Below are 26,711 nucleotides of genomic sequence, written 5' to 3'. Positions count from 1 at the left end.
TCGCGGGGACTTTATCTGCTCCGGTGAATCGATGCGGATCTGCATCTGTTTTTTCTGGCGCGGCTGGGCGACACTCGACCCCATGTCGAATCTCATGCGCGCGGTGCGCGCCGTCCTCTGGAGTTTCATCGGGCTGGGTGGCCGTCGCGCCGATGCCGACAAGCGGACCGCGCAGGTCGGCATCCTGCCGCTGATCGGTGTGGCGTTCGTCGTGGTGCTGCTGTTGATCGCGGGCCTGCTGGGCCTGGCGCACTACGCAGCCGGCACATGAGGCGCCGCCTTCGATTCGCCGCGACAGCGCTGCTGCTTCTCGTGTCCGGCATCGTGAGCGTCGCAAGCGCCGCGACGCCTGCAACGGTGCCCGACACCATCGAACAGCGCGTGGCCGCCTGCATCGCCTGCCACGGCCGCGAGGGCGCGACCACCAATGCCGGCTACTTCCCGCGCCTGGCGGGCAAGCCGGCCGGCTACCTGTTCAACCAACTCGTGAGCTTTCGGGACGGCCGTCGCTTCAACAGCGACATGACCTACATGGTGCAGCACCTCTCGGACGACTACCTGCGCGAGATGGCCGAGTACTTCGCCGGGCTCGACCTGCCTTATCCGCCGATCTCGCCGCTCAGTGACGCCAAGCCCGAGGTGCTCGAGCGCGGCCGTGTGCTCGCGCTGCAAGGCGATGCGGAGCGCCGGCTGCCGGCCTGCGTGCAGTGCCACGGCGCGGCATTGACGGGTGTGCAGCCTGCCACGCCCGGCCTGCTGGGCCTGCCGCGCCTGTACCTCGCGTCGCAGCTTGGTGCCTGGCTTACCAACGAACGGCATGCGATTGCGCCTGACTGCATGGCCGAAGTCGGCCGCCGCATGTGGACTTCTGACGTGAATGCCGTCGCAAGCTGGCTGGCGACGCAGCCGATGCCGGCCAACGCGAAGGCCGTGGCGTCGCTGCCGGCGCCGATGCCGATTGCCTGCGGCGGAACCACGAAGTGACGAAAGCCCCCATGAGCCTTTTGCGACGCACCGGATGGGTGGCGCTGGTGCTGGTCGTGCTGGCGGCGCTGGTCGCCGGCGCCCTGGTGATGATGAACCTGCGCGGCGAGGATGCCCTGCCCGAGCAGGCTGAAAGCTTCAACGCCACGCCCCAGTTGGTCGAGCGCGGCCGCTACCTCGCGCTGGCGGGCAACTGCGCGGGCTGCCACACCACGCGCGGCGGCCGTCCCTATGCGGGCGGCCTGCCCATCGAGACGCCCTTCGGCACCATCTATTCGAGCAACCTGACGCCCGATGCGCAGACCGGCATCGGCGGCTGGAGCAGCGCGCATTTCTGGCGCGCGATGCACAACGGCCGCAGCAAGGACGGGCGCCTGCTGTACCCGGCCTTCCCGTATCCGAACTTCACCAAGGTGACGCGCGAGGATTCGGATGCGATCTACGCCTACCTGCGCAGCCTGGAGCCCGCAGCGGAACAGAACCGCGAGCACCGGCTGCGCTTTCCGTACGACACGCAGGCCGCGCTGGCCGTGTGGCGCGCGCTGTCGTTCAAGCCCGAGGCCTTCGTCGCCAACGCGGGCAAGCCGGCCGAGTGGAATCGCGGTGCCTACCTCGTTGATGGGCTCGGGCATTGCATCGCCTGCCATGGCAGCCGCAATTCGCTGGGCGCCACTGACACCAAGCTCGGCCTCTCGGGCGGCCTGATCGCGGTCGAGAACTGGTATGCCCCGTCACTCACCGATCCGCATGAAGCGGGCCTTGCTGATTGGCCGGTGGCCGATGTGGTGTCGCTGCTCAAGAGCGGTGTTGCGCCGCGCGGCTCGGTCATGGGGCCGATGGCCGACGTGGTGTTCCGCAGCACGCAGTACCTGAGCGATTCGGACCTGACGGCGATGGCGAGCTACCTGAAGGACCTGCCCGACGCGCCGAAGCCCGACGCGTCCGCGAGCACCAAGGCGCCCATCCGCCGCGATGCCGGCATCATGGCGCGCGGCGCGAAGATCTACGACCAGCGCTGTGCCTACTGCCATGGCGACCAGGGGCAGGGCGCCGTGGGTGCGTACCCGCCGCTCGCGGGCAACCGCGCGGTGAACATGGCACGGCCCACCAACCTGATCCAGGTGATCGCCCATGGCGGCTTCCTGCCCTCGACGCCGGGCAATCCGCGCCCCTATGGCATGCCGCCGTTCGGGCAGACGCTCGATGCGGAAGAGGTGGCCTCGGTGCTCACCTACATCCGCGGCTCGTGGGGCAACAACAGCGCGCCTGTCACGCAGCTCGACACGATGCGGCGCTGAGCCGCCGCACCGGGTCGTCGGGCTGCCGTTGGTGGTCCGTCAGATGTTGGTGCTCGACGGAATCCGGCTCGGCAGCAAATGCTCGTAAGGCCGCGAGCGCGTGGTGTTGCGCTGGCGGATGGTGTTCTCGATGCCGCCCAGTGCATTGCGAAAACGCTCCAACGGCCCGCCCGGCCCCGCGATGGCCGGGTCGAGCAGCACCGGCAGGTGCGGGAAGGCGTTGTCCTTGTATTCGCCCAGCGGCCGGTAGTACACGCCGCCGAGGATGTGGAACAGCAAGATCTGCTCTTGCGCCGCCAGCCGCGACGGCAGCATCTGCGACCAGCTCGCCTCGCTCTGGCCCGCGTTGCCCGTGGGGGCCGGCGTGCCGCCCGCGCCCGCGCTGAAGGGCGCATAGGTCATCACCGAGTACTGCGGGAAGTTCACCGCCGCATGCTGCGCGCTGGTGTTGAAGATGATCGCGGTCAGCACATCGACCAGTTGCGCGCGCGTGGTGATCGCGCGAAAGCCCTTGATCTTTCCGGTGGTCGCCAGCTCGGTCGCCCAGGCCTTGAGTTCGTAGTCGCCGGTGACGTCGCCGTCGCCGATGTAGTAGGTCGCCACGTAGTCGCCGACCCACTGCGCGATGGCGTTCCACACCAGCAGCGCGTCGTCGCGGTAGGGGTAGTCGGGCAGCGCGGTGGCATCGTCCACGCCGCGCGTGCGCAGGTCGTTGGGCAGCATGCTGTCGTAGAAGTCGTAGGCCAGCCGGTCGCGGCCGCACTGCTGCTGCAGCGTTTCGATGGGCGCGGTCAGGATCACGTCGCCCGTGGTCAGCGGCGCCATGATGATCAGCGTCGCGAACTCGTTGATGAACATCGCGCCTTCGAGGTGCGGCGAAAGCAGCCGGCTCAGCGGATGTGCCGTCGCAAACTGCCGCTGCGTGGCCATCGTGAAGGCCTCGGACATCAGGTGCGTGCGGCCCAGGTGCACGAACATCTCGTGGTAGTTGAAGTCCGCCACCTGCACCGTCGTCTTGGCCGACTGCCAACCCCAGTAGGCCTCGGCGTTGGTGGTGTCGTCCACGCGCAGGAAGATCGGATGCAGCGCCGGGTCTTGCCCGCACTGGATCGCCACCGGCACCAGTGAGCGCCCGTTCTTCGGCCGTGCGAACAGCGCGACCGGCGCATAGACATAGCTCGTGCCCGTGAGCGGCTTGGTCACCGGGCCGGTCGGCGCCATGTCGCCCAGGCCCACGTAGTCGAGCAGGTAGAGCCGGCCCGATGCGGCTGCATCCGCGAGGCTGTCGTCGTTGCCCATGACCTGCCGGTACTGCGCATCGACCAGCGGAAACTTCGTCGGCAGCGAGGTGGCGCGCTGCAGCAGCATCGGGTTGGGCCCGCCCACGCGCACGTACGCGAACAGGTCGTTGTCATGCAGGATCTGCGAGATCGCGGGCTTGTCGATGGTCACGAACAGCGCGTCGTACTGCGCGAGCGTCTTCGGCCCGTTGAGCGCGCCCAGCGGGCCTTGCGACAACAGGTCCTGGTGGATCTGCTTGAGCTGCGTACTGACATCGCCCACGCTGCTGGTGAGTGTTGCCAGCAGCGTCAGCACCGCGGCCGGCAGCGTGAGCAGCCCGGCGTTCTGCGAGGCCAGTTGGTCGAAGCTGGCCTGCAGCCCGGCGATGCGCGTGCGCAGGTTGTCGAGCGTCTGCAGGTTGTTCGACGCCAGCGTGCTGGTGGCGAACGAGGCCGCGAAATTGATCACCGCCTCGACCGCCTTCGCCACCGTCTTCAACTGGTGCTCGACCGCCGGCAGCTCGCTCAGCGGCACCACCGCACCCATCGGCACGCCGGCAAGGTTGATGTGCGATTCGGTCCAGAGGTAGGTGGCCTGCCGCCCCACCAGTTCGAGCCGCCGCAGCGTGGCGCTGATCGGATCGATCTTCTGCGGCAGCGTGGGCTTGAGCACCGGCAGGGCCGCCGAAGCGGTCGAAGGTTTGCCGGCCAGCAGGCCCAGGCCGCCCGCCGAGGCGGACCATTTGAGGATGTCTCTGCGCTTCATCGAAAGGGGCCCTGTTGTTTTGGATGTGGGGGGAGCCGAGGAAGGGGGAGATGGGTTCGGCCCACTAAATCGAACGACCGTTCTATTCAGTGGGCGGATTCTGCGGAGGGGCTCTGGCGTTGGCAATGAGGGTTGGTGCCTAGCGCGAAGGTACGCATCGCCAAACGGCGAAACTGTGTGGGCGCCATGCGCAAAAGAATGGAGCGCACATGCAAGCAACCAAGGCGATGGGATTGGCCCTGTGGGTCTTTACTGGCACCGTCATCGCCGCCGATGCCCCCTTCACTGGCGCTTTCAGTGGAACGGGGCGCGCCTGTTCCGGCGGGCTCTACCTGCGTGCCAGGACGGTCGAATGGATCTCGACCTACAGCATTTGCAAGCCGAGCCGTTATGAGCTTCTGGCGAAAGACCTGACCGTCGACCACAAGCGGATTGCCGTGCGCATCACGACGCGCAGCAGACAGTGTCGCTACGAGGTATTCGAAGCGGAACAGGTCAGCACGTACGGCTGGGATGTGCGCGGCTACCAGTCGCTGGAGGCGTATCGGAAGCAGGACCAGCCAGAGTGGCGAAACTCTGCGCTGCCCGAGCGACTGTCCTTGTCGTGCCCGATGGTCCGGCTGAATTGACCGTCGTGGATGTGCTCAGCGCCCGGTCACGTGCGGGTGCTGCGCGCCTTCGTAGAGCGAGCGGGCCAATGCCCGGTGCCTTGCCAGCAGTGGCGTCAGCTCCAGTCCCGTGAAGTCGCCGTGGCGGACCACCACGCGCCCGTTGATCACGCTCAGTGCCACGGAACCAGGCGTGCAGAACACCAGCGCCGCCACCAGGTCATGCCCCGCACCCGCATGCGCCACCCCGCGCATATCGAAGGCCACGACATCCGCCGACATGCCCGGCGCCAGCGCCCCGATGTCGTCGCGCCCCAGCACACGCGCGCCGCCGAGCGTGGCGATCTCCAGCGCTTCGCGTGCCGTCATCGCGGCCGGGCCGTAGCCCACGCGCTGCAGCAGCATGGCCTGCCGCGCTTCGCCCAGCATGTGGGCGCCGTCGTTCGAAGCGCTGCCGTCCACGCCCAGCCCCACGGGCACGCCCGCGCGGCGCATCGCGCCGATGGGCGCAATGCCCGAGGCGAGCCGCATGTTGGAGCAGGGGCAGTGCGCCACGCCGGTGCCGGTGCGGCCGAACAGCGCGATGCCCGCTTCGTCGAGCTTCACGCAGTGCGCGTGCCACACGTCGCGGCCGACCCAGCCCAGGTCTTCGGCGTACTCGGCCGGGGTCATGCCGAACTTCTCGCGCGAGTAGGCGACGTCGTTGTCGTTCTCGGCCAGGTGCGTGTGCAGCGACACGCCGCGCTCGCGTGCGAGTTCGGCCGACAGCCGCATCAGGTCGCGCGAGACCGAGAACGGCGAGCAGGGCGCGAGCACGATGCGGCGCATCGAATGGCGCGAGGCGTCGTGCCAGCGGCCAATGAGCCGTTCGCTGTCGCGCAGGATGGCTTCTTCCGTCTCCACCACTTCATCAGGCGGCAGGCCACCGGCGCTGCGACCCACGCTCATGCTGCCGCGCGCGGCATGAAAGCGCATGCCCATCGCATCGGCCGCCTCGATCGAATCGTCGAGCTTCGAGCCGTTGGGAAAAAGGTAGAGGTGGTCGCTGGTGGTGGTGCAGCCCGAGAGCATCAGCTCGGCCATCGCGGTCTGCGTCGACACGCGGATCATCTCGGGCGTGAGGCGCGCCCACAGCAGGTACAGGTGGGTGAGCCAGCCGAAGAGCTCCGCGTCCTGCGCCTCGGGCACGGCGCGCGTGAGGCTCTGGTACATGTGGTGGTGCGTGTTGACCAGGCCCGGCATCACGACGTGGCCGTGCATGTCGATGGCTTCCGCGCCGCCGTTGCGCAGTGCATCGAGGTACACGGTGGGCAACTCGGCAGTAGGCCCCACCCAGGCCACGGCGGGCCCGTCGCACACCACGGCGCCATCGGCGATTTCGCGCCGCGCGGCGTCCATGGTGACCAGAACGTCGGCATGTCGAAGGATCAGCATGCCGGCATTCTTGCCCGCGCTCAAAGGTCCGGCAAGCCCATCGCCGGATCGCTCACCGTGTGCTTGCCGGTCTCCACGCGGCCCGCGAAGCGCCGGTAGTAGGCGGGGTCGGCGTCGCAGGTGAGGGCGAAGTCGTAGCACTGGCCGCTGCTTGCCAGGTCCCAGCGATGGTCTGCGGTCACGCCGTCGTTCACCGTCGCGGTCCACGGGCCGTCGGTGCGGTAGGCCTTGGCGGTGATGGTGCATGCGTTCTTGCCGTCGTTGCGCATGCGCAGATGGACGTTGCCGTTGGCGTTCAGGGCGCGCAGCGCATTCCGGGTTCTATTCCGCAGGCGTGACAGCACCATGCCCAACGACGGGCCAGGACAGGCGAAACGAAGGCATGGCGCTGCTTAGCGCCGCGTTCAGGGCTCGTTGCTGATGCCGCTGGACACATGGCCGGCAGGCACATGCAGCGAAGCCGCATCGACATGGCCGGTCTGGTCGTCGAAGAAGAAATCGGGCTCGAACTCGCGCAGGAACTCGCCCTTGGGCAGGCCGCCGAGGAACATCGCCTCGTCGACGCGGATGTTCCACTTCATCAGCGTGCGGATCGCGCGTTCATGCGCCGGCGCGCTGCGCGCGGTGACGAGCGCGGTGCGAATGCGCATCTGCGCATTGCCGGCCGTCTGCAGGCGGTGCAGCGCGGTCAGCAGCGGCTTGAACGGGCCTTCGGGCAGCGGCAGGTCGGCCTTGCTCAGCTCATGCGCCTGGAAGGCGTCGAGGCCTTCGGCCTGGAACACGCGCTCGGCCTCGTCGGAGAACAGCACGGCGTCGCCGTCGAAGGCAATGCGCACTTCGTTCGGCCACGCATCGCTGGCCTTCACCGATTCGACCAGCACCCGCGCGGCCGGAAAGCCCGCGCCGAGCGCCTCGCGCACGTCCTGTTCGTTGACCGACAGGAACAGGTGCGCGCGCAGCGGGCGCAGGTAGCCGAAGGGCGGGCGGCCCTGCGTGAACACGCCGCGCTGCAGCTTGATGTCGGCCGCCGCGCTCGATTTGAAGATGCGCATGCCCGAGACCGGGTCGTTGCGCGAGAGGATCACCACCTCGACGCGCTGCACGCCATCTTCGTTGAAGCGCAGCAGCTTGCGGATCAGCGACGAGGCGATGCCGGGGGCGGCCGGCACGTCGATGCGATCGAGCTGCAGCTTCATGTAGCCCTCGTTGTCGCCGGCCTCGAAGATGCGGTTTTCTTCTTCGAGGTTGAACAGCGCCCGCGAGGAGATCGCGACCACGAGCTTGTCTTCGAGCGTTACCGGCATGCGTTCTGCTTCCTGGCCGTTGTCACTTGACGAACTGGTTGAGCTGGATGATCGGCAGCATCACGGCCAGCACGATCAGCATGACCACGCCGCCCATTGCCACGATCAACAGCGGTTCGAGGATGGTGGCCAGGTGCATCGCGCGGCGTTGCACTTCGGCGCCCAGTTGATTGGCGGCGCGCTGCAGCATCAGCGGCAGCGTGCCGGTCTGCTCGCCCAGTCGCGCGAACATCGAGACCAGGCCCGGAAAGCGTTTCTTCTGCGCCAGTGCCGAGGCCAGCGGCGCGCCTTCGCGCACCAGCACCAGCGCATCGAGCGCATCGGCGCGCATCGCGCGGTTGCCCAGCGTTTCGGAGGCGGCCTGCAGCGCCCGCAGGATCGGCACGCCGGCCGTGGCCAGCATGGCGAGCGTGCTCGCGAAACGCGCCGCGTTGTAGCCGCGCGCGAGCTTGCCGACCAGCGGCAGCTTGAGCCAGGCGGCATCGAACTTGAGGCGGAAGGCTTCCTGCGCCAGCGCCACGCGCACACCGATGGCGGCGAGCACGACCCCGCACAGCATCCACCAGCCGTAGCTGCGCACGCCCGCGCTCAGCGCCAGCATCACCGTGGTGAGGAAGGGCAGCGAGCGCTTGGTGCCCGCGAACACCTGCGCCACCTGCGGCACCACGTAGCTCACGAGGAAGATCACGATGACGATGGCCACCAGCGTGACGATGGCCGGGTACAGCGCCGCGCCGATCAGCTTCTGCTGCAGTGCCTGGCGTTCTTCGAGGTCGTCGGCGAGGCGGTCGAGCACCAGTCCGAGGTTGCCGCTCTGCTCGCCGGCGCCGATCACGGCCGTGTAGATGGGCGAGAACTCGCGCGAGTGGGCAGACAGCGCACGCGCAAAAGGCGAGCCCGCATTGACCTCGGCGCGCAGCGAGGCGACGAGGTTGCGTTGCGGCTCGGACTCGGCTTCGTCGGTGAGCGCGGTCAGCGCGCGTTCGAGCGGCAGGCCCGAGGACACGAGGCCCGCGAGCTGCCGCGTCCACACCGCAAGGCCGGTGGAATTGAAGACGCGCTTGCCGCCGCCGAGCCATCGGCCGAGGCCGCTGCGCTGGCCGGTGCCGTTGATGTGGTCGCTGCCGACCGGCGTGACCGACAGCGGAATCAGCGCCTGTGCGCGCAACAGGCTGCGGGCGCTGCGCGCGGTGTCGGCCTCCAGCACGCCTTCGCGCGACTGGCCGCTGGCATCGATGGCTTCGAAGGAATAGGCGGGCATGGGAAGAAGGCCGCAGCGTCAGTCGCGCGTGACGCGCAACAGTTCGGCGCGCGAGGTGATGCCGGCCTGCACCAGCCGCTCGCCGTCTTCGCGCATCAGGCGCAGGCCGCCGCGCGCGCCGGCCTGCAGCAGTTCGCTCTCGGCCGCCTTGCTGTGGATCAGGCCCTGCACGGTTTCGTCGGCCACCAGCAGCTCGAAGATGCCGGTGCGGCCCTGGTAGCCGGTCTGACCGCAGACATCGCAGCCCGGGCCGCCGCAACTCGTGCAGACCTTGCGCACGAGGCGCTGCGCGAGCACGCCCAGCAGCGACGAGCTCAGCAGGAAGGGCTCGACGCCCATGTCGGTCAGCCGCGTGACGGCGCTCACCGAATCGTTGGTGTGCAGCGTGGCCAGCACGAGGTGGCCCGTGAGCGACGCCTGGATGGCGATCTGCGCGGTCTCGAAGTCGCGGATTTCGCCGATCATGATCACGTCCGGGTCTTGCCGCAGGATGGCGCGCAGGGCCTTGGCGAAAGTCAGCTCGATCTTCGCGTTGATCTGCGTCTGGCCCACGCCCGGCAGCTCGTACTCGATCGGGTCTTCCACCGTCATGATGTTGCTGCGGCTCGCATCGAGCCGGGCCAGCGCGGCATACAGCGTGGTGGTCTTGCCCGAGCCGGTCGGGCCGGTCACGAGGATGATGCCGTGCGGCTGCGTGATGAGTTTTTCGAAGCGCTGCAGCGTGTCGCCCTGCATGCCCACCGATTCGAGTGTGAGCTTCGATTCGCTCTTGTCCAGAAGACGCAGCACGGCGCGTTCGCCATGCGCGCTCGGCAACGTGGAGACGCGCACGTCGACCGCTCGTGTGCCGATGCGCAAGCTGATGCGCCCGTCCTGCGGCAGCCGCTTCTCGGAGATGTCGAGGTCGGCCATGATCTTCAGGCGCGAGATCAGCGCGGCGTGCAGCGCGCGGTTGGGCTGCACCACTTCGCGCAGCGTGCCGTCGATGCGAAAGCGCACGGACGATGTGCGTTCGTAGGGCTCGATGTGGATGTCGCTGGCGCCGTCGCGCGCGGCCTGCGTGAGCAGGGCGTTCAGCATGCGGATGATGGGCGCGTCGCCCGCGCTGGCCAGCAGGTCTTCGACCGCCGGCAGCTCCTGCATCATGCGCGAGAGGTCGGCGTCGTTCTGCACTTCGCTCACCACCGCGGCGGCGCTCGATTCACCTTGCGCATAGGCCGCGCTGATGCGCTGCGCCAGCACGCCGTCGGCCAGCACCTCGAAGGCCTGCACGCCGTACTTGCGCGACACCTCGCCGACCGCGCTGCGCGCGGGTTGGGCCGACATCCACAGCGTGTAGCGGCCGTTGTCGGCTTCCTCGAGCAGCAACTGCTGGCTGCGAGCGAAGGCATAGGGCAGGGGATAGCGCATGGGCAGGGTCAGCGGGGCGTGTGCGTGGATGGCGTTGGAACGAAGGATAGAACGATCGGGGCGATCAGGGCAGTTCGCGCGAGGTCACCGGGTCGGCCGTGGGCGGCAGCGCGCCGCGCAGCGGGCTCGGGGCCAGCTTGCGGTTGTCCACCGCGGGCTGCGGCGGTGGAATGAGCTGCGTGCCTTCCATGCGGGTGCTGCCGCTGCCGCGGTTGGGCGAGCGCGCCAGCGGGGCTTCCGGCAGCACGGCGGCGGCGTCGACGTTGCGCAGCATGACGTTGTCGGTGTTCGGCTGCACCTGCTGCTGCAGGCCGCGGATCTCGTCGTAGCGGTCGTAGGCGAAGGCCTCGGTCGCGGTGCCGTCGCGCATCACGGCCGGACGCAGGAACATCATGAGGTTGTTCTTGACGCGCGTGCGGTTCTCGTTCTTGAACAGGTTGCCCAGCACCGGGATGTCGCCGGCCAGCGGCACTTTCTCGATGTTGTTGTTGTAGGTGTCCGAGAGCAGGCCGCCCAGCATGACGAGGCCGCCGTCTTCCACCAGCACGGTGGATTCGATCGAGCGCTTGTTGGTGGTGGGGCCGTTGGCGGCGTTCAGCGAGGCGGGATCGACGGTCGAGGTCTCCTGGAAGATCGTCATCTTCACGGTGCCGTTCTCGTTGATGGTCGGACGCACGCGCAGGGTGAGGCCGACGTCCTTGCGCTCGACGGTGGTGAACGGGTTCACGCCCACCGAGCCCGAGGTGCTGGCGTACGAGCCGGTCGGGAAGGGCACGTTCTGGCCGATGACGATTTTTGCTTCTTCGTTGTCCAGCGTCAGCAGGTTGGGCGTCGAGAGAATGTTGGCGTCACCGTCGCTGCTGAAGAAGTTGGCGATTGCGCCCAGGACGTATTGGCCACCGATCTTGCCGGCGATGCCGATGTTCAGGCCGGAAGAAATCCCGCCCGCCACGCCGGCGACGTTCTTGGTGGCCAGCGCCGCGGTCAGGGCCAGGATGTTGGACTTGTTGAGGCTGGAGTTGGTGCCGATGACGGCGTTGTTGCCCAGCGCGCTTTGCCACTGCACGCCGAAGTTCGCGGCCTTGGTGGCGTTGACCTCGACGATCAGCGCTTCGATCATGACCTGCGCGCGCCGGCCGTCGAGCTTGTCGATCACCGCGCGCATCTGGCGGTACTGCGGCTCGGGCGCCGTGATGATCAGCGAGTTGGTCGTCGGGTCGGCCTGGATCTGGCCGCCGGTCGAGGGCTGGTTGTTGTTGTTCAGCGGTGCATTGGCGGCGGCCGAGCCTCCGCCGCTGCTTCCGCTCATGCTGGCCTGCATGGCCTGTGGCGCGCTGCTTTGCTGTGGCACCGGGCTGCCGCCGCCACCACCTGCCGCACCTTGCGTGCCCGTCTGCTGGTTCGCCGCCATTGCCGCGCGCAGCGTGGCCGCCAGCCGCACCGCGTCGGCGTTCTTCAGGTAGACCACATAGATGTTGCCGGCCGCGCCGTTGCTGCTGTCCGTGGCCACGCGGTCGAGCTTTTCGACCAGCGTGCGAATGAGCTGCACGCGCGCCGGATTGGCTGCGCGCAAGATCAGCGAGTTGCTGCGCGGATCGGCCAGCAGCGTGGTGCGGAACGACGCATCGGCCGCGCCCGGCGCGGCAGCGGCGCCCGGTGCGCCCGAGCCGCTGCCGTCGACCAGCCGCTGCACCAGCGGCAGCAGGTCGGTGGCAACGGAGTGCTTGAGCTGGATGACCTCGATGTCCGACGCATTGGGCACGTCGAGCGACGCGATGATGCGGGCCAGCCGGCGCATGTTGTCGGCGTAGTCGGTGATCACGAGCGAGTTGTTGCCCGGGTTCACGTTGATGGTGTTGTTCGGCGGGATCAGCGGGCGCAGCACCGGCAGCAGGTTGTTCGGCGACTCGTAGTTCAGCCTGAAGATCTGCGTGACGATCTGGTTGCTGCCGCTCGATGCGGTCGCGCCGATGGAGGTGTTGACCGTGCTGCTCTGCAGCTTGGCATCGGCCTCGGGCACCACCTTGTAGAGGCCGTCGGCCTCCACCACCGTGAAGCCCTGCAGGCGCAGGGCCGAGGCGAACTGGTTGAACGCGGCGGCCGGCGCGATGGCGCGGTCGGTGACCAGGTTCATCGTGCCCTTGACCCGCGGATCGACCACCACGTCGCGCCCGGTCACCACCGCCATGGTGCGTGCCACGGCCTCGATGTCGGCGTTGGCGAAGTTCAGCGTGATCGGTTCGCCGCGCCGCGGTGCGTCGCCGGCCTGCGCGAAGGCAGGCGCGACGGCCTGCAGGAGGGACGCCGCGATCAGCATGCGCGCCGCGAGTGCGACGATGCCGAGGCGGGCGCCGGGCGAAGACAGTGGCTTCATCATGATCGGATCAACCCAGGGTGATGATCGAACGCGCGTTGTCGCGTCGTCCGATGATGTTCAACAAATTGGAAAGCGCGTCTTCGCGGCCGGGCGCGGCACTGGCCTCGCCATTGAAGCGGAACGTGGTGCCGTTCCAGCTGCCGCTGCCGTTCAGCTCGAGGCTGCCCTCGCGCGTGCTGAGCAGCAGCGTGGGGCGGTTGCCGCCTTCGAGCGTGAGCCGGTAGCTGCCCATCGGCCGCAGGGTCGACAGGCTGGAAGAAACATCGGTGGCGTCGAGCGTCGCCTGCCCCGCGATGCGCAGCGTGGGGCCGTCCCACTGCATTGCGAAGGCCTTGGTGGAGAGGTCGAGCGCACCGTCGAGCTTGAGCGTGTTCCAGGGCGCGCCCAGGCCGGTGAGCATGGTCGCGGGCCAGCGCGAGCGGGCGTCCTGCCATTCGAGCTGCATGCCGCCGGCGCGCAGGCTGGCCTTGAGTTCGAGCGGCGTGGCCGCGCAGCAGGGCAGGTCGAGGCTGGCGGACAGGCCACTCCAGTTCGGCCGCATGCGCCAGTGCAGCAGGCCCGGTAGCGAGATGGCTTCGGCGCCACCGACGCCGCTGGCGAACACCACGGCGGCGGTGCCGTTCCAGACGGTGCCGCGCGGGTTGGCCAGCACCAGCCGGCCCTGGCTCCAGTTCGACAGGGCGCCCGAGAGCCAGCGTGCCGGCGCGAACAGCACCACCGCCAGCACCGCGCCGATCGCAATGCCGAGCAGCGCCCAGCGCCAGCCGCGGCGCGGCCTGGTTTCGGGAAGAGGAAGAGGGCGCGTCACCATGCCGGGTTGCCGTGGCTCATCGCGCTGCGGGGAGCGCCATGACGAGCGTGCCTTCCCAGCGGACCTGCGGGGTTTGCGACGACGCGTCCTTGCCGCCTGCCGCCGGCGGGGCGGCGGGCGCGCGGGTCAGGTGGGCTTCGCGCGGCACGGCATGGGCGTTGCCGCGTGCCTGCGCCAGCCACTGGGCGACCGTGTGGGCGGGCGCCGCGCGCAGCGTGACGGTGGCGCTGTCGCCGCCGGCGTTCATGAGCTGGGCATTGTTCGTGCCGAGGCCCTCGCGCACCGAGATTTCGAGCGCGCGCATCGCGTCGTCGCGGTTCAGCCGGGGCTGCGACTGCAGCGCCTTCGCGCGGTTCTGCAAGGTGGCCATTTGCTGCAACTGGGCATCGAGCTTTGCATGCTCGGCCGGGGCCGCGGACAGCGTGCGCAACGCGGGAGCCAGCGCAATCCACCAGAGCAGGGCCACTGCCACGAGTGCGATGGCGGCGGCGACCATGCGGCGCTCGCGCGCTTCAAGGGTGGCCCAGCGGGCCTTGAGCTGTTCGCTGAAATTCATCGGGTGGCCTCGGCCTGTACCAGCAGCAGATCGCCTTCGGTGCGCACGTTGTAGCCGCGCGGCGCCATCGCGCCGGTGAGCTGGGAGACCTCGGAGGGTTGCAGCCCGAGGCCGCGCAGGCGCAACTGGCCGGCGCTGTAGTCGACGGCACTCGGCACCTTGCCGGGCGGAAGGTTCGTGGCGAGCGCGCCGACCATGGGTTCGAAGTCGCTGCCGGCCACGTCGCCCACGGCCTGCTGCAGCGCCGAGACTTCGCGCGCCATCTGCAGCGGCGCGTCGACCACGATCTTCACCGAGGGGAAGGTCTGGGTCAGGATGACCTCGGCGGCCTTGCGCTTGGTTTCGAGCGAGTTGCGCTCCTTCCAGGCCCAGGCGTTGAGGCCGATCAACTGGGTCAGCAGCAGCACCACGACGCCCCAGCGCGCGGCGCGCCATTCGGGCGCATAGCGCAGGGTCTGGAACACCGACGCGAACTTCTTGCCGGCGCGCGCGCGGCCCGTCACGGCAAGGTCGAACTGCGCCAGCTCCCAGGGCGTGCGCGCGGCCTGCAGCCAGCGCTGCGGCGTCTGCACGATGGGCACGCGGCGCTCGAGCAGGTGCTCGGCCGCTTCGGCCACGGCGGGTTCGGTGGTGATGACGGCGGTGTCCAGCGGCAGGCCGCCCGACAGGGCCAGCCCGGCGCCGGCCAGCGGCAGCGAGACGACGCCGTCGGCATCGCAGACCGTGAGCTGCGGTGCCTCGGGCTCACCGGTGATCTGCAGCAGCGGCGGGCCGTCGACCGGCTGCGGCGCGAACTCGGGGACGATGCGCACCACGCGCCGACCGGCCGCTTCGAGCCCCTGCACGATGCTGCGCAGCCAGATGCGGTTGCAGGCCGCGACCCACACCGGGCCACCCGCCTTGGCGTCGGGTTCGAGCGCGAAGTGCAGGGCCTCGGGCTCGTCGAGCAGATGCTCTTCGAGCAGGCCGTCGAGCACGGCGCGCAACTTGGACGCGCTGCCCATGCTGCCCTTGGGCAGCGTGATGCGATGCCACGACAGCACAGCGGAAGGAATGCCGAGCGTGACTTCTGTGCTCGAGGGCAAGAGCGCCAGCAGCGCGCGGCCTTGGTTGCGCAACGCAATGCCGTCGTCGCCTGCCTGGGCCCAGTCGTACTCACCCGCGGCGTCGGCCGGAGGGAGGGGGGCAATGAGCAGCAGGGGAGTCATGTCGATCTTGGAAAAGCCGGTGATTGTAGGTGGGCGTCTTACAGGCAAACGCTCCAATTTCGATAGCGTAGCGCGTAGGTGTGACGGCCGTTAGAAGGCTTTTTTGTTATAGAAATGTCATCGAGATCAGGGTTTGACCGGAGTGTTTGTTGCGCCGGCGCCGCGCGTGCGCCAGATCGTCGTCACAGTGACACCGTTGCGCTGCAGGAGCGAGTGCTCCTCGACCCAGGTGCGGTTAAGCCGCAGCTTGCCGTACACCTCGAAGAACTGCGTGCCCACGCCGTGCTGCGTCGCGTTGAAGGGCGTGCTGCCGTTGGGCAAGGCGGCGTTGGCGGCGGCGAGGTCCTTGAAGAAGGAGCGCGTGCGCCGGTCCACCAACTGGCGCGCGTTGGCGATGCTGAGCGATTCCATGCTGGCGCTGATCGCCTCGGCACTGGCGGTGTTGATGTTGAGCGTGGTGCGCACCGGCAGGATCGTCACGTAGGGCTCGAGCGCCGAGGCGGTCGAGGGCGAGAGGCCGAGCCACACCAGTTGCGAGACCTCCTGCGGCATCAGCGGCGCAGCACCGGCGTCGGGATCGGCGCTGCCATCGGACGTGGTGCCGTTCGACAGCGTGCTTGCGAGGCGGTTGGCCATCAGGTTGAGTTCCGACACCGGCAGGCCCAGCAGGTTGAACAGCCGGGTGAAGGTGGCGAGGCTCGCCGGCACCGGCTTGCCGCCGTCGACCAGCGACAGCACGTTGAGCTTGGACTGCGCATCGACGATGCGGCCCGACAGGAAGGCGTCGGGCAGGCCGTCGAGGCTGTCGCTCGACACGTTCTTGTCGGCCGCCAGGAAGCTGGTGAGGCGCGCTTCCTCCAGCGGCACGGCCCAGGGCTCGCCCAGGTGATCGGGGCCGCCGGCGCGGCCGTCTTCGCCGAGGATCAGCCGCGACCAGTCGAGCGCGCCGATCAGCACCCAGGCCGCCTGCACGCGCGCGCGCTCGGCGCCTTCGACTTCCGAGGCGCGCCATTGCTGCCACAGTGCCGCGGCGGAGAAGGTGGCGACCAGCATCACGGTCAGCATCGCGGCGAGCAGCGCGGCGCCGGCCTGGCGGCGCGCGCGGTTCATCGGCCTGGCGGTGCGCTGCGTCGTCATGATTTCGGCGCTCCGACCGTCGGGCGGACCCAGTCGCGGGTCAGCACGCCCGACAGGCCGTCGCCCGGCGGCAGGCTCAGCACCAGGCGCACGCCGTCGGGCATGTTGACGATCGGGCCGGTGGGGTTGGCTGGGTTGCCCGGCGTGGGCGGATTGGTCGGCGGCGGCGTGGCATTGGGCAACTGGCCGGCTGGCGCCCAGGTGTTGTCGCGGAAGAAGTAGAGCTGCCAACTGTCCGCGGCCATCAAGGCGACGTCGCCGTAGCCGCCGGGTTGCGCGCCGCCGTCCTGCGCCCAACTGGCGGCGAGGTTCCAGGCCTGCTGCCATTCGCCGCGCGTGGTGAAGGAGGGCGATTGCCAGCGCCGCCAGCGCATGCCGTCGGGGCCGCCGCGCAGCGTCCATGCGACCACCAGCACCGACGGCGCGGTCGCGTCGCTGTTGCGGCGCGTGAGGCGCAGCACGCGGCCGTCCCAGTCGATCGGGCGGGTCTGCGCCAGGGCGGTCGTGGCGTCGAGGTCGGCGCCCCATTGGGCGAGCGTGGCCTGCAGCGTGAGGACGGCGTCGGCGCGCTGCTGGTTCTGCGTGGTGGCGCGCGACATGCTGTCCAGGCCGCGCCAGCTCACGAGCGAAAGCAGCGCCATGACGGAGATGGCCACCAGCAGTTCGATCAGCGTGAAGCCGCGCGGGGCTTTCGGGTGATGGGTGCGTGGCGTCATCAGAAGCGCCCGATCACGGTCGAGATGCGCAGGATCGGCGCATTGCCCTCGTCGCGCACCTGCACGTCGACGCGGCGGAAATTCGGGTTGAGCGTGGACACCGTCGAGGTCGTCACGTTGAACGATGCGCCCGCCTGCACGCAGATCGAGCCCGAGTCGCCCACGGCCGGCATCTGCCGCGACAGGCGGGCCTTGGCGAGTTCGTTCTCGGCGCACAGGTCGGCCAGCACCAGGTCGGACTGCCGCTGCGCATTGCGCGTCAGCGACATCGTCGCCTGCGAGCCGGCGGCCAGCGCCAGCGCGACGATGCCGAGCGCGACAAGCACTTCGATCAGCGTGAAGCCGCCGACGCGTGAAGAAGAAGCAGGCCTGCGGCTCATGGCACGGTGGAGACGGTGAAGGGGCGCAGGCCATCGGTGGCGATGCGCAGCGAACGCGCAGGCGGCCCGGCGGAATACAGCATGACCTGCTGCGCCGCGATGATCGGGTCGGGGCCTAGCTGCAGGGCGGGAACCAGTACGCCATTGGCGAGCGAGGCCTGGGCCGTGATGCCCTCGGCGACCCAGCCGCGGGGCAGTGCATCGGCCGGCAGGCCATCGAACACGAAACTGCCTTCGACCGGGCGCCACCGCACCGCGACACCGCTGGCCCGCGATTGCGCACGGGCCGATTCGAGCAGGGCGGCGAGCCGGTCGGCCTCGCGGTCGAGCTTGGCCGCGTTGGTGTCGCGCATCGCAAAACTCACGCTGGCGGTGGCGATCGCGATGATCGCGATCACGACGATCAGCTCCAGCAGGGTGAAGCCGCGAGCGGTGCGTGGCTGTTGTTGCCTTGTGTGGCGCCGGGCGCCCGTGCCGCTATTGCCAGCTGCCGATGTCGGCATTCTTGCCTTCGCCGCCACTCACGCCATCGGCGCCGAACGAGAGCACGTCGATTTCGCCCTTGATGCCCGGGTTCATGTACTGGTACGGATGGCCCCAGGGGTCGTTGGGCAGCTTCTCGACGTAAGGCTTCCAGTTGGGTGCGGCCGGCCCGCTGGTCGGGCGCGTGAGCAGCGCCTGCAGGCCCTGCTCGGCGGTTGGGTAGCGCTGGTTGTCCAGTCGGTAGAGCTTGAGCGCCTGCATCAGGTTGTTGATGTCGGTGCGGGCGGCCGTCACGCGGGCGTCGTCGGCACGCTCGATCACGTTCGGCACGATCAATGCCGCCAGCACGCCGATGATGACCAGCACCACCATCAGTTCGATCAGCGTGAAGCCCCGTTGGGCGGTGCGGGAAGCGGCACGAAGGAATTTGGTCATAGGTTGGGTGACATGGTTCGGAAAGCGCGCTGCATGATAATCCGCGGCCATGACAAGTCCTTACTCCGCAGCCCGCTGGCATGCCCCACTTGCAACGACCGGCCTTTGGGCGCTGGCCGCTGGCGCCGCGGTGTTCTGGGTGCTGCGCCTGGCTTCGCCGGCCGATGCTGTCGCTGCTGCCGCGACCATGCCTCGACCTTCGGTGTCCGCCGATTCCGACGCGGTCGCGCGGCTGCTCGGCGTGCTTCCTTCGTCGCACACGGCGCCCGTGGCTCCCGAAGCGGCCAGCCGCTTCGCGTTGTCGGGCGTGGTGGCGGATCCCTCGAAGCAAGGGGCCGCGCTGATCTCCATCGACGGCAAGCCGCCGCGGCCGTTCCGCGTCGGCTCGCGGGTCGGTGACAACTACGTGTTGCAGTCGGTGGGTGTTCGCGCCGCAACGCTTGGTGCCCAGCTCGACGGACCGGCTGCGTTCACGCTGCAGTTGCCGGTGCGCGCGCCGATCAGCGTCAGCAGCGTGCCGCCGGCCCCGATGGCTGTCGTGCCCGCGCCGCTGCCTGCACCGGCAGGGCTCCTGCCGTCGACGATGCCGGCCATGGCAGCACCGCCGCAAACCGGCGGGACCTCCTCGCTGCAGCCTGCAATGACGGTGCCGCCGCAGGCGGCTGCTCAATAGCGCTGTTTGTTTGTCGCGCGAGTGCGCGACCGAACGACCGAACGACCGAAGCCGGCCTTGCGCCGGCTTTTCTTTTTCCGTCGTGCGTCAGTCAGGCCTGCAGGAACAGGCGGTACGCCGGGTTGGTCGTTTCCTCGACGTAGGGATAGCCCAGCGTTTCGAGGAAGGCATCGAAGGCGGCGGATTCCCCGGCCGGCACTTGCAACCCGACCAGAATGCGGCCGTAGTCGGCGCCCTGGTTGCGGTAGTGGAACAGGCTGATGTTCCAGTTCGGCCGCATCAGGCTCAGGAACTTGAGCAGCGCACCGGGACGCTCGGGGAACACGAAGCGCAGCAGTCGTTCGTCGTGTGCCAGGCCCGTGCGGCCACCCACCAGATGCCGCAGATGCTCCTTGGCGAGTTCGTCGTGCGTGAGGTCGAGCGCGTCGAAGCCGTGGTCGATGAAGGTCTTCGCGATGGTGGCCGATTCACCGCGTGCCGACGTCGTAAGGCCGACGAACACGTGCGCTTTGGCAGCATCGCTGATGCGGTAGTTGAACTCGGTCACGTTGCGCGGTGCACCGCCGCCGCCAGAGGCTTCGGCGGTGCTCGCCGGCATCTCGCTGACCAGTTCGCAGAAGCGGCGGAAGCTGCCGCGCTCTTCGGGGATCGTGACTGCGAACAGTGCTTCGCGCTCCTCGCCGACTTCGGCCCGCTCGGCCACGAAACGCAGCCGGTCGAAGTTCATGTTGGCGCCGCACAGGATCGCCGCATAGGTCTCGCCCTGGCGGCCGTGCTGCGCGACGTATTCCTTGATCGCCGCCACTGCCAGCGCACCTGCTGGCTCGACGATGCTGCGCGTGTCGACGAAGACGTCCTTGATGGCGGCGCACACGGCATCGGTGTCGACGGCGATGTAGTCGTCCACCAGGTTGCTGGCGATGCGGAAGGTTTCTTCGCCGACGAGCTTGACGGCGGTGCCGTCCGAGAACAGGCCCACGTCGGGCAGGCTCACACGCTGGTGCGCTGCGACCGATTGCATCATGGCGTCGGAGTCGTTCATCTGCACGCCGATCACCTTGATCTCGGGGCGCACGGCCTTGATGTAGTTGGCCACGCCGGAGATCAGGCCGCCGCCGCCGATTGCCACAAACACGGCATCGAGCGGGCCCTGGTGTTGCCGCAGGATTTCCATGGCGATGGTGCCTTGGCCTGCAATCACATCGGGGTCGTCGAATGGATGAACGAAGGTCAGGTTTTGCTGGACCTGCAATTCGAGCGCGTGCAAATAGGCGTCTGAATAACTGTCGCCGTGCAAGACGATTTCACCGCCGAAGCCGCGCACCGCATCGATTTTCAATTTGGGCGTGGTCACCGGCATGACGATGACCGCACGCGTGCCGAGTTTGCGTGCACCCAATGCGACGCCTTGCGCGTGATTGCCGGCCGACGCGCAAATCACACCTCTGGCCAATTGCTCCGCATTCAGGTGCGCCATCTTGTTGTACGCACCGCGCAGCTTGAAGCTGAAGACAGGTTGCTGGTCTTCGCGCTTGAGCAGAACGGTGTTGCCGAGCCTCTCGCTGAGCGCGCGCGCTTTCTCCAGCGCGGACTCGACAGCAACGTCGTAAACCCGGGCGTTGAGAATTTTTCTGAGATAGTCAGCGGGCGTCAGCGCCGAATGAACAGGCGCATCGCGCACGATTTTTTTCAAGGGAGTTTTCATTTGCTAACTGACGATGATAAGAGGCATCGGGATTGCTTGCGGAAGAGTACATGGACACAAATGTCATAAACCTCTTCTCCCGCGTCCCAGCAGCAAATGATTCGGGTTTTTTTACGCGCAACTATTCCGCGATTCATGCGCCCGCCAAACCAGTAAACGTCGAGCAAAATTTGTTATCAGTTTCTGTCAGTGACCTTTCCCAGGGACTGATGAAAGCCGAGGCCGCACGCGTTCAGCGAAACGAAATTGGACGGCCCACATGGCAAGTGATGGGCAACAGATTGCGTGCACACATCGTTCCCCTGCTCGGTGATTTGCCCGCGCAAGAGTTCGCGACGGCCGATGCGCAACGCTTGATTGACCACCTTGGCGCGCAAGGTTTCACAAGCACGACGATCGCCCAGTACCTGGTGTTGTTGCGCAAGGTCGTGATGCACGGTGTGCACACCGGCGTGCTGCGCGACGCACCCGCATTTCCGAAGATCAAGGTGCGCAGCCAGCCGCGCGGCAGCTTCAGCGTTGCGGAGTACAGGGCGTTGATTGCTGCTGCGCGCAACCTGCGCGGACATTCGCATCCGGTGCTCGACCGACTTTCGGCTGGCGAGCGTTTCTGGATTGCGCGCGAGTTGCTCGTCATGCCCGACGAGTTGCCCTGGTTGATCCGCTGGATGGTGAACACCTTCGTTCGTCCGAGCGACATCAAGCTCATGAAGCACAAGCACATCGAGGTCGTGCGCGGCAAGCATGTCTACCTGCGGATGAACCTGCCGGAGACCAAGCGGCACAGCCAGCCCATCGTGAGCTTGCGTCCGGCCGTGCGTGTTTACGGATGCTTGCTCGCTCATCGCCGCGAGCATGGTTTCGGCGGGGCGGAAGACTACATCTTCCTGCCGCAGTTGAAGAACCGCGAGCACGCGCTCGCGGTGCTCAACTTCTTCTTTCACTGGGTGCTCGAAAAGACGGGGCTCGAAAAAGGGCCGCTGGGTCAATCGAGGACGTTGTATTGCCTGCGCCATACCGCAATCACGTTGCGACTTCTGTATGGACAGGGGATCGACATGCTGACCTTGGCACGCAATGCGCGAACGAGCGTCAACATGGTCGAGCGTTTCTACGCATCGGTGCTGAGCGGAGAAATGAATGTGGGGCTGCTGCAAAGCAGGCGTGGCCGGATGAGTTGAGGAAACACAAAAAGCTGCCCAGCGTGAGCTGGGCAGCTTGAGGCTTTGCCGATTCGAACTGGCGCGAGCCAGCATGGGAATCAAGACTTACGGATCAGAACGCGTGACGGATGCCGAAGTCGTAGCCGGTCGAGGTCTTCGGGGTGAAGGTGCTGTTGGCGATGAAAGCCGGGCCGCCGGTCGTCAGGCCAAGGCCGTTGGTGCCGAACGGATCGAACACGGTGTCGTTCCAGAACGTCGGGGTGTAGTCACGGCCAAGGCGGACTTCGCCGAACGGACCCGACAGGCTCACCGTCGAACGACGATTGAACGTCGCAACACCTTGTTGGCCGTCGTCATTGCTGATCGGCGCTTCGAGCCAGAAGCTGGCGGCCAGGCCACCACCGAGGTCTTCCGTGCCACGGAAGCCCAAACGGCTGGCGTTGTAGCTCCCGCTGGCCAGTTGACGGCTGCTGGTTTTGGCGCTGCCTAGATTGATGAGACCGTTGCGCGTGTCACGCGAACTGTTCGAATAGCCACTGATCGACGCGTCGACCACACCGAACAGCGTGACGGACGACTGGGCCGAGGCAACACCGGCAACAGCCAGGGCAGCCAGAGCAGTTGCCCTTTTCGGACGCGCACTAGAGTGGCTTCGGCGCCCGAGGCTCACCGGAAAGAAAAAAGCCCCGAGCTTTGCAGCTCGGGGCTAAATCCACCAATTGGAAGGGTGGAGGAGACAACTGGGTGCGCACAGCTTGGCGCGCAATGAAATAAAGTATATCGACTGTTTGTTGCGTTGCAACAAGCGAGTGATGCTTTTCCCACACATAAATGGATGCTGACGTGCATTTTTGCCCGACATCCCCGACTGGAACCTTCAAAAACCATGGAATGCACAGTAAGTTGGACTGGCGACGCAGGCACCCGATCGGCCATGGGCTTTGTCGCCGAAACGGGCAGTGGCCACGTTTTGATGATGGATGGCGCCCCCGATGCCGCGAAACCCGAAAACGGCGGACAGAACCTCGCGGCCCGGCCGATGGAGGCCGTGTTGGCGGGTACGGGAGGGTGCACGGCCTATGACGTCGTGCTCATCCTGAAGCGCGGGCGCCATCGTGTCGAGCGCTGCAGCGTCAAGCTGACCAGCGAGCGTGCGGAAAAAGACCCGAAGGTCTTCACGAAAATCCACATGCACTTCACCGTGGCGGGGAAGGGCATTCCGACGCTTGCCGTGGAGCGCGCGATTGCACTGAGCCACGAAACCTATTGCTCGGCAAGCATCATGCTTGCGAAGACCGCCGAGATCACCACCAGTTTCGAACTGATCGAAACCTGAGCCTGCCCTAGATGCGGTGTGCCAGCATGGTCATCACGCGGGAGGCCACGCGCATCAGGGCCTTGGCCGGTGCTGGAAGTTCTGCCGCGCCAGCGTCGACGGCCTGTGCGGCGTGACGTGCTTCATCGAGCTTCATCTGCTCGACCACGGCCCTGGAAGCACTGTCAGCAGGAGGAAGACGATCCAGGTGACTGTCGAGGTGAGCTTCCACCTGGCGTTCGGTTTCCGCGACGAACCCAAGGCTCAGCGGATCCCCGAGGCGCCCCGCGACGAGGCCGAGACCGAAAGCCCCCGCATACCAGAGCGGATTCAGGATCGAAGGCCGCGCGCCGAGTTCGTCGAGGCGCTGGCGTGTCCATGCGAGGTGATCGGTCTCTTCATGCGAGGCCTCCATGAGCTGGGCGCGAAGTGCCGGATCGCGTGCGACGGCCGCCTGGGCCGTGTAAAGCGCCTGCGCACAGACTTCACCCACATGATTCACGCGCATCAGCGCACCGGCGTCCCGGCGTTCGCTTTCGCTCATCTCTCCGGCCGCTTGCGAAGGCGGGGGGATGGGCCGGGTTGCATGGGGACGAGCAAAAAGCGTGCGCAATGCCGCATCTGCTGCGGTCAGAACGGGGTCGAGCAGGGGCGTCATGCAGCTATTTGAACGCACATGGCAAATGCCGCGCGGAATCGTCGTTTGATTTCATATTGTGGTGCGCTCGACGGGCTAAGTCCTTTGTTGCAGGACTGCAACGAAACGCGCAGGCCATCCAAGATTTCGGGCGAATTGTTTTGCCCTGCCGCAGCGGCTCTGGTGCAATAGCATCAACTTCCCAAAAGGAGGTTGGCCCGGGGTCCGGTGGGAGCACTAAGTGCCAGTCACGGTGAGCCCTTCGCACCGGAGCCCTATGTTTAACCTTGGAGAAACTTGCAATGAAAAAATCTCTAGTTGCTCTGGCTGCCCTGGCTGTTGCCGGTGTTGCCTCGGCCCAGTCGTCCGTCACGCTGTTCGGTGTGGTCGACGCGTCGATCAGTAACTACTCGACCAAGAGCACCTGGCAGCCGTCGACCCCGTTCGCGATCCAGCCTTTCGCTGTTCCCGCTGGTCGTAAGCAAAGCCAAACCGCGCTGGCCAACTCGGGTTACAACTCGAGCCGTCTGGGCTTCCGTGGTACGGAAGACCTCGGTGGTGGCCTGGCTGCTAGCTTCTGGCTCGAAGCCGGTCTGAACAACGACACCGGCCTCGGTGGTCTGCAGGGTACCCCTGGCTCCACGACCGACCGTAACGGCGGCCTGGCTTTCAACCGTCGTTCGACGGTGAGCCTGTCGGGTCCGTTCGGTGAAGTCCGCCTCGGCCGCGACTACACCCCGACGTTCTGGAACGACACCGTGTTCGATCCGTTCGGCACCAACGGCGTTGGCACCAACCTGATCTCGAACATCGGCGGCCGTCTGGCCAGCTCCGTGGGCCCCGGCTCTTCGGTTGCTGCCAGCGACAACTATGTTCGTTCGAGCAACTCGATCGGCTACTTCCTGCCGCCGAACCTGGGTGGTTTCTACGGTCAGTTCATGTACGCGCTGCATGAGAACACCAAGTCGAGCGACACCGGCTTCAGCAGCCCGTCGTCGAAGGGTCGTTACGTTGGTGGCCGTTTCGGCTACGCCAACGGCCCGCTGGACGTCGCCGCTTCGTACGGTCAAAGCACGGCTGCCGACTCGGCAGCACTTGCTGGCACGCAAGATCGCAAGATCAACACCTTCAACCTGGGTGCTTCTTACGACTTCGGTCCCGTCAAGCTGTTCGGTGAACTGTCGCAAACCAAGGACAAGAACGAACTGGGTACGCCTGTGAACATCGGTGGCCTGCCGTTCCTGACGAGCACCACGACGAACGACAAGTACAACGGTTACCTGCTGGGTGTGACGGTGCCGGTCGGCGCTGGCCTGATCCGCGCTTCGTACTCGTCGGTGAAGTTCAAGAACGGCGCTCCGCAGACGTTCAACTTCTTCAACACGGGCAACAACAACGCTCGTGCGAACCAGTTCGCTATCGGCTACGTGCACAACCTGTCGAAGCGCACTGCTCTGTACGCTACGCTGTCGCGCATCAACCTGAAGACCGCCTACAACGACGGTACGGGCGCGATGAACGCAGTGACCGGCGGCTCGCCTGGTTACCTGACGGGTGGCGGCTACGCTCCGAAGAGCGCAACCGGCTACGACTTCGGTATCCGTCACGCTTTCTAATTTGACGCTGGCGTAAGCCAGCTTCGAATCGAAAAGCTCGAAAGCCACTCGACGAAAGTCGAGTGGCTTTTTTTCGTTCTGAAACTCGGAAAAACATGCAGCGCACCCCCGGGGAACCACCGTGCGGGCACGCACCTTGCACTGCTAGCATGCCCGATCACTTTTGTTTCTGAATGACTGCCTTTGTACTGCGCCGCCTGATCCAGGCCGTGATCGTGATGGTCGCGGTCGCGTTCATCGCCTTCCTCTTGTTCCAATATGTCGGTGACCCCGTTGTGTTCCTGTTGGGACAAGACGCCAAGCCCGATCAGATCCGTGAACTGCGCTCTGCCTTGGGGCTCGACCAGCCCTTCTTCGTGCAGTTCTGGCATTTCCTCGTCAATGCGGCACAGGGCGAGTTCGGCCTGAGCCTGCGCCAGGGCGCGAAGGTTTCGCGCTTGATCGGCGAGCGCTTCCCGGCCACGCTCGAACTCGCGCTCGTGGCAGCTGCGCTGGCGCTGTTCATCGGCATTCCGATGGGCGTGTACACCGCATTGCGCCGCGGCAGCTTCATGAGCCAGGTGTTCATGACCGTGTCGCTGCTCGGCGTGTCGCTGCCCACCTTCCTCATCGGCATCCTGCTGATCCTCGTCTTCGCCGTGACGCTGGGCTGGTTCCCGAGCTTCGGCCGAGGCGATACCGTGAAGTTCGGCTGGTGGACCAGCGGCCTCTTCAGCGCCGACGGCTGGCACCACATCGTGCTGCCGGCGGTGACGCTGGCGATCTTCCAGCTCACGCTCATCATGCGATTGGTGCGTGCCGAGATGCTCGAGGTGCTGCGCACCGACTACATCAAGTTCGCGCGCGCACGCGGCCTCTCGAACCGGGCCATCCATTTCGGCCACGCGCTCAAGAACACGCTGGTGCCCGTGATGACCATCACCGGCCTGCAGCTCGGCGGCCTGATCGCCTTTGCCATCATCACCGAGTCGGTGTTCCAGTGGCCCGGCATGGGCCTGCTGTTCATCCAGGCCGTGACCTTCGCCGACATCCCGGTGATGGCCGCCTACCTGTGCCTCATTGCCTTGATCTTCGTGGTGATCAACCTCGTGGTCGACCTGCTGTACTTCGTGGTCGATCCGCGTCTGCGCGTGGGCAAGGCAGGAGGGCATTGA

25 protein-coding genes and 2 pseudogenes are annotated in these 26,711 nt (G+C 66.8%); 9 read left to right on the top strand and 18 right to left on the bottom strand.

What is annotated here, in order from left to right; genetic code table 11:
* Positions 1 to 82: 82 nt before the first annotated feature.
* The 3 genes from ACSFB7_RS06320 to ACSFB7_RS06310 are packed head-to-tail and all read left to right on the top strand — an operon-like array spanning position 83 to position 2,282.
* Complete coding sequence (locus ACSFB7_RS06320; RefSeq protein WP_435468178.1) at positions 83 to 271, top strand: DUF2970 domain-containing protein; 189 nt, start codon at positions 83 to 85, stop codon at positions 269 to 271.
* Complete coding sequence (locus ACSFB7_RS06315) at positions 268 to 984, top strand: c-type cytochrome (RefSeq protein WP_435468176.1); 717 nt, start codon at positions 268 to 270, stop codon at positions 982 to 984. Before ACSFB7_RS06320 ends, ACSFB7_RS06315 begins: the two co-directional genes overlap by 4 nt.
* Positions 985 to 995: 11 nt before the next feature.
* Positions 996 to 2,282, top strand: a complete 1,287-nt coding sequence (locus tag ACSFB7_RS06310) for a c-type cytochrome (protein WP_435468174.1) — start codon at positions 996 to 998, stop codon at positions 2,280 to 2,282.
* A gap of 39 nt (positions 2,283 to 2,321) precedes the next feature.
* Here the strand turns inward: ACSFB7_RS06310 and ACSFB7_RS06305 are convergent, their stop codons facing one another.
* On the bottom strand, positions 2,322 to 4,328 hold the full coding sequence (locus ACSFB7_RS06305) for a lipoxygenase family protein (RefSeq protein ID WP_435468172.1): 2,007 nt from the start codon (positions 4,326 to 4,328) through the stop codon (positions 2,322 to 2,324).
* A 209-nt stretch (positions 4,329 to 4,537) separates the two neighbouring features.
* Between ACSFB7_RS06305 and ACSFB7_RS06300 the strand changes: the two genes are divergently transcribed.
* A complete protein-coding gene (locus tag ACSFB7_RS06300; RefSeq protein ID WP_435468170.1) occupies positions 4,538 to 4,957 on the top strand; it encodes a hypothetical protein in 420 nt (139 codons plus the stop codon).
* 15 nt (positions 4,958 to 4,972) lie between these two features.
* Here ACSFB7_RS06300 and ACSFB7_RS06295 read toward each other — a convergent pair whose 3' ends face one another.
* From ACSFB7_RS06295 to gspG, 14 genes and pseudogenes are all read right to left on the bottom strand, one after another.
* Positions 4,973 to 6,370 (bottom strand): 8-oxoguanine deaminase, encoded by a 1,398-nt coding sequence (locus ACSFB7_RS06295; protein ID WP_435468168.1) that lies wholly within the window; start codon positions 6,368 to 6,370, stop codon positions 4,973 to 4,975.
* 20 nt (positions 6,371 to 6,390) lie between these two features.
* A pseudogene (locus ACSFB7_RS06290) lies at positions 6,391 to 6,663 on the bottom strand (phospholipase domain-containing protein); the annotation flags it as partial.
* 111 nt (positions 6,664 to 6,774) lie between these two features.
* Complete coding sequence (locus tag ACSFB7_RS06285; RefSeq protein ID WP_435468167.1) at positions 6,775 to 7,674, bottom strand: 5'-nucleotidase; 900 nt, start codon at positions 7,672 to 7,674, stop codon at positions 6,775 to 6,777.
* Positions 7,675 to 7,696: 22 nt separating this feature from the next.
* Complete coding sequence (gene gspF / locus ACSFB7_RS06280; RefSeq protein ID WP_435468165.1) at positions 7,697 to 8,935, bottom strand: type II secretion system inner membrane protein GspF; 1,239 nt, start codon at positions 8,933 to 8,935, stop codon at positions 7,697 to 7,699.
* 18 nt (positions 8,936 to 8,953) lie between these two features.
* Positions 8,954 to 10,345 (bottom strand): GspE/PulE family protein, encoded by a 1,392-nt coding sequence (locus ACSFB7_RS06275; protein ID WP_435468163.1) that lies wholly within the window; start codon positions 10,343 to 10,345, stop codon positions 8,954 to 8,956.
* Between the two features lie 64 nt (positions 10,346 to 10,409).
* Entirely contained in the window at positions 10,410 to 12,722 is a 2,313-nt protein-coding gene (gspD, locus tag ACSFB7_RS06270; RefSeq protein WP_435468161.1) for a type II secretion system secretin GspD, read from the bottom strand.
* Positions 12,723 to 12,729: 7 nt separating this feature from the next.
* Positions 12,730 to 13,533 carry a type II secretion system protein N gene (locus ACSFB7_RS06265; RefSeq protein ID WP_435468159.1) on the bottom strand — a complete coding sequence of 268 codons (804 nt, stop codon included), beginning with the start codon at positions 13,531 to 13,533 and terminating at the stop codon, positions 12,730 to 12,732.
* A 16-nt stretch (positions 13,534 to 13,549) separates the two neighbouring features.
* A complete protein-coding gene (gene gspM, locus ACSFB7_RS06260; protein WP_435468157.1) occupies positions 13,550 to 14,089 on the bottom strand; it encodes a type II secretion system protein GspM in 540 nt (179 codons plus the stop codon).
* A complete protein-coding gene (gene gspL, locus ACSFB7_RS06255; protein ID WP_435468155.1) occupies positions 14,086 to 15,297 on the bottom strand; it encodes a type II secretion system protein GspL in 1,212 nt (403 codons plus the stop codon). Before gspL ends, gspM begins: the two co-directional genes overlap by 4 nt.
* Before the next feature lie 126 nt (positions 15,298 to 15,423).
* Entirely contained in the window at positions 15,424 to 16,434 is a 1,011-nt protein-coding gene (gene gspK, locus ACSFB7_RS06250; RefSeq protein ID WP_435468153.1) for a type II secretion system minor pseudopilin GspK, read from the bottom strand.
* Positions 16,431 to 17,150 (bottom strand): PulJ/GspJ family protein, encoded by a 720-nt coding sequence (locus ACSFB7_RS06245; RefSeq protein WP_435468151.1) that lies wholly within the window; start codon positions 17,148 to 17,150, stop codon positions 16,431 to 16,433. The genes gspK and ACSFB7_RS06245 overlap by 4 nt, the downstream gene beginning before the upstream one ends.
* Positions 17,150 to 17,530 carry a type II secretion system minor pseudopilin GspI gene (gene gspI / locus ACSFB7_RS06240; protein WP_435468149.1) on the bottom strand — a complete coding sequence of 127 codons (381 nt, stop codon included), beginning with the start codon at positions 17,528 to 17,530 and terminating at the stop codon, positions 17,150 to 17,152. Before gspI ends, ACSFB7_RS06245 begins: the two co-directional genes overlap by 1 nt.
* Complete coding sequence (locus tag ACSFB7_RS06235; RefSeq protein ID WP_435468147.1) at positions 17,527 to 18,033, bottom strand: prepilin-type N-terminal cleavage/methylation domain-containing protein; 507 nt, start codon at positions 18,031 to 18,033, stop codon at positions 17,527 to 17,529. The genes gspI and ACSFB7_RS06235 overlap by 4 nt, the downstream gene beginning before the upstream one ends.
* A complete protein-coding gene (gene gspG / locus ACSFB7_RS06230; protein WP_435468145.1) occupies positions 18,008 to 18,448 on the bottom strand; it encodes a type II secretion system major pseudopilin GspG in 441 nt (146 codons plus the stop codon). Before gspG ends, ACSFB7_RS06235 begins: the two co-directional genes overlap by 26 nt.
* Positions 18,449 to 18,497: 49 nt before the next feature.
* Here gspG and ACSFB7_RS06225 point away from each other — a divergent pair, with 49 nt between their 5' ends.
* Complete coding sequence (locus ACSFB7_RS06225; RefSeq protein ID WP_435468143.1) at positions 18,498 to 19,121, top strand: type II secretion system protein N; 624 nt, start codon at positions 18,498 to 18,500, stop codon at positions 19,119 to 19,121.
* A gap of 91 nt (positions 19,122 to 19,212) precedes the next feature.
* On the opposite strand, the gene ilvA is transcribed toward ACSFB7_RS06225, so the two are convergent.
* On the bottom strand, positions 19,213 to 20,826 hold the full coding sequence (gene ilvA, locus ACSFB7_RS06220) for a threonine ammonia-lyase, biosynthetic (protein WP_435468141.1): 1,614 nt from the start codon (positions 20,824 to 20,826) through the stop codon (positions 19,213 to 19,215).
* Positions 20,827 to 20,876: 50 nt separating this feature from the next.
* On the opposite strand from ilvA, the gene ACSFB7_RS06215 reads away from it, so the two are divergent.
* A complete protein-coding gene (locus ACSFB7_RS06215) occupies positions 20,877 to 22,007 on the top strand; it encodes a hypothetical protein (protein ID WP_435468139.1) in 1,131 nt (376 codons plus the stop codon).
* Positions 22,008 to 22,134: 127 nt separating this feature from the next.
* Here the strand turns inward: ACSFB7_RS06215 and ACSFB7_RS06210 are convergent.
* Positions 22,135 to 22,605: pseudogene (locus ACSFB7_RS06210) on the bottom strand (porin); the annotation flags it as partial.
* Between the two features lie 270 nt (positions 22,606 to 22,875).
* On the opposite strand from ACSFB7_RS06210, the gene ACSFB7_RS06205 reads away from it, so the two are divergent.
* The gene (locus ACSFB7_RS06205) at positions 22,876 to 23,325 is read left to right on the top strand and encodes an OsmC family protein (protein ID WP_435469927.1); all 450 of its coding nucleotides are present in this window, start codon (positions 22,876 to 22,878) and stop codon (positions 23,323 to 23,325) included.
* A gap of 7 nt (positions 23,326 to 23,332) precedes the next feature.
* Here ACSFB7_RS06205 and coq7 read toward each other — a convergent pair whose 3' ends face one another.
* The gene (gene coq7, locus ACSFB7_RS06200) at positions 23,333 to 23,962 is read right to left on the bottom strand and encodes a 2-polyprenyl-3-methyl-6-methoxy-1,4-benzoquinone monooxygenase (RefSeq protein ID WP_435468137.1); all 630 of its coding nucleotides are present in this window, start codon (positions 23,960 to 23,962) and stop codon (positions 23,333 to 23,335) included.
* Positions 23,963 to 24,243: 281 nt separating this feature from the next.
* On the opposite strand from coq7, the gene ACSFB7_RS06195 reads away from it, so the two are divergent.
* Together ACSFB7_RS06195 and ACSFB7_RS06190 are read left to right on the top strand one after the other, a co-directional pair.
* Positions 24,244 to 25,557 (top strand): porin, encoded by a 1,314-nt coding sequence (locus ACSFB7_RS06195; RefSeq protein WP_435468135.1) that lies wholly within the window; start codon positions 24,244 to 24,246, stop codon positions 25,555 to 25,557.
* Positions 25,558 to 25,730: 173 nt separating this feature from the next.
* Positions 25,731 to 26,711, top strand: a complete 981-nt coding sequence (locus ACSFB7_RS06190) for an ABC transporter permease (RefSeq protein ID WP_435468133.1) — start codon at positions 25,731 to 25,733, stop codon at positions 26,709 to 26,711.

It is taken from the genome of Variovorax raffinosi (assembly GCF_051216615.1).
Taxonomy (GTDB): domain Bacteria; phylum Pseudomonadota; class Gammaproteobacteria; order Burkholderiales; family Burkholderiaceae_C; genus Variovorax.
Note: the sequence above shows the minus strand (reverse complement) of the source record. Positions and strands in the feature narration are given on the sequence as shown.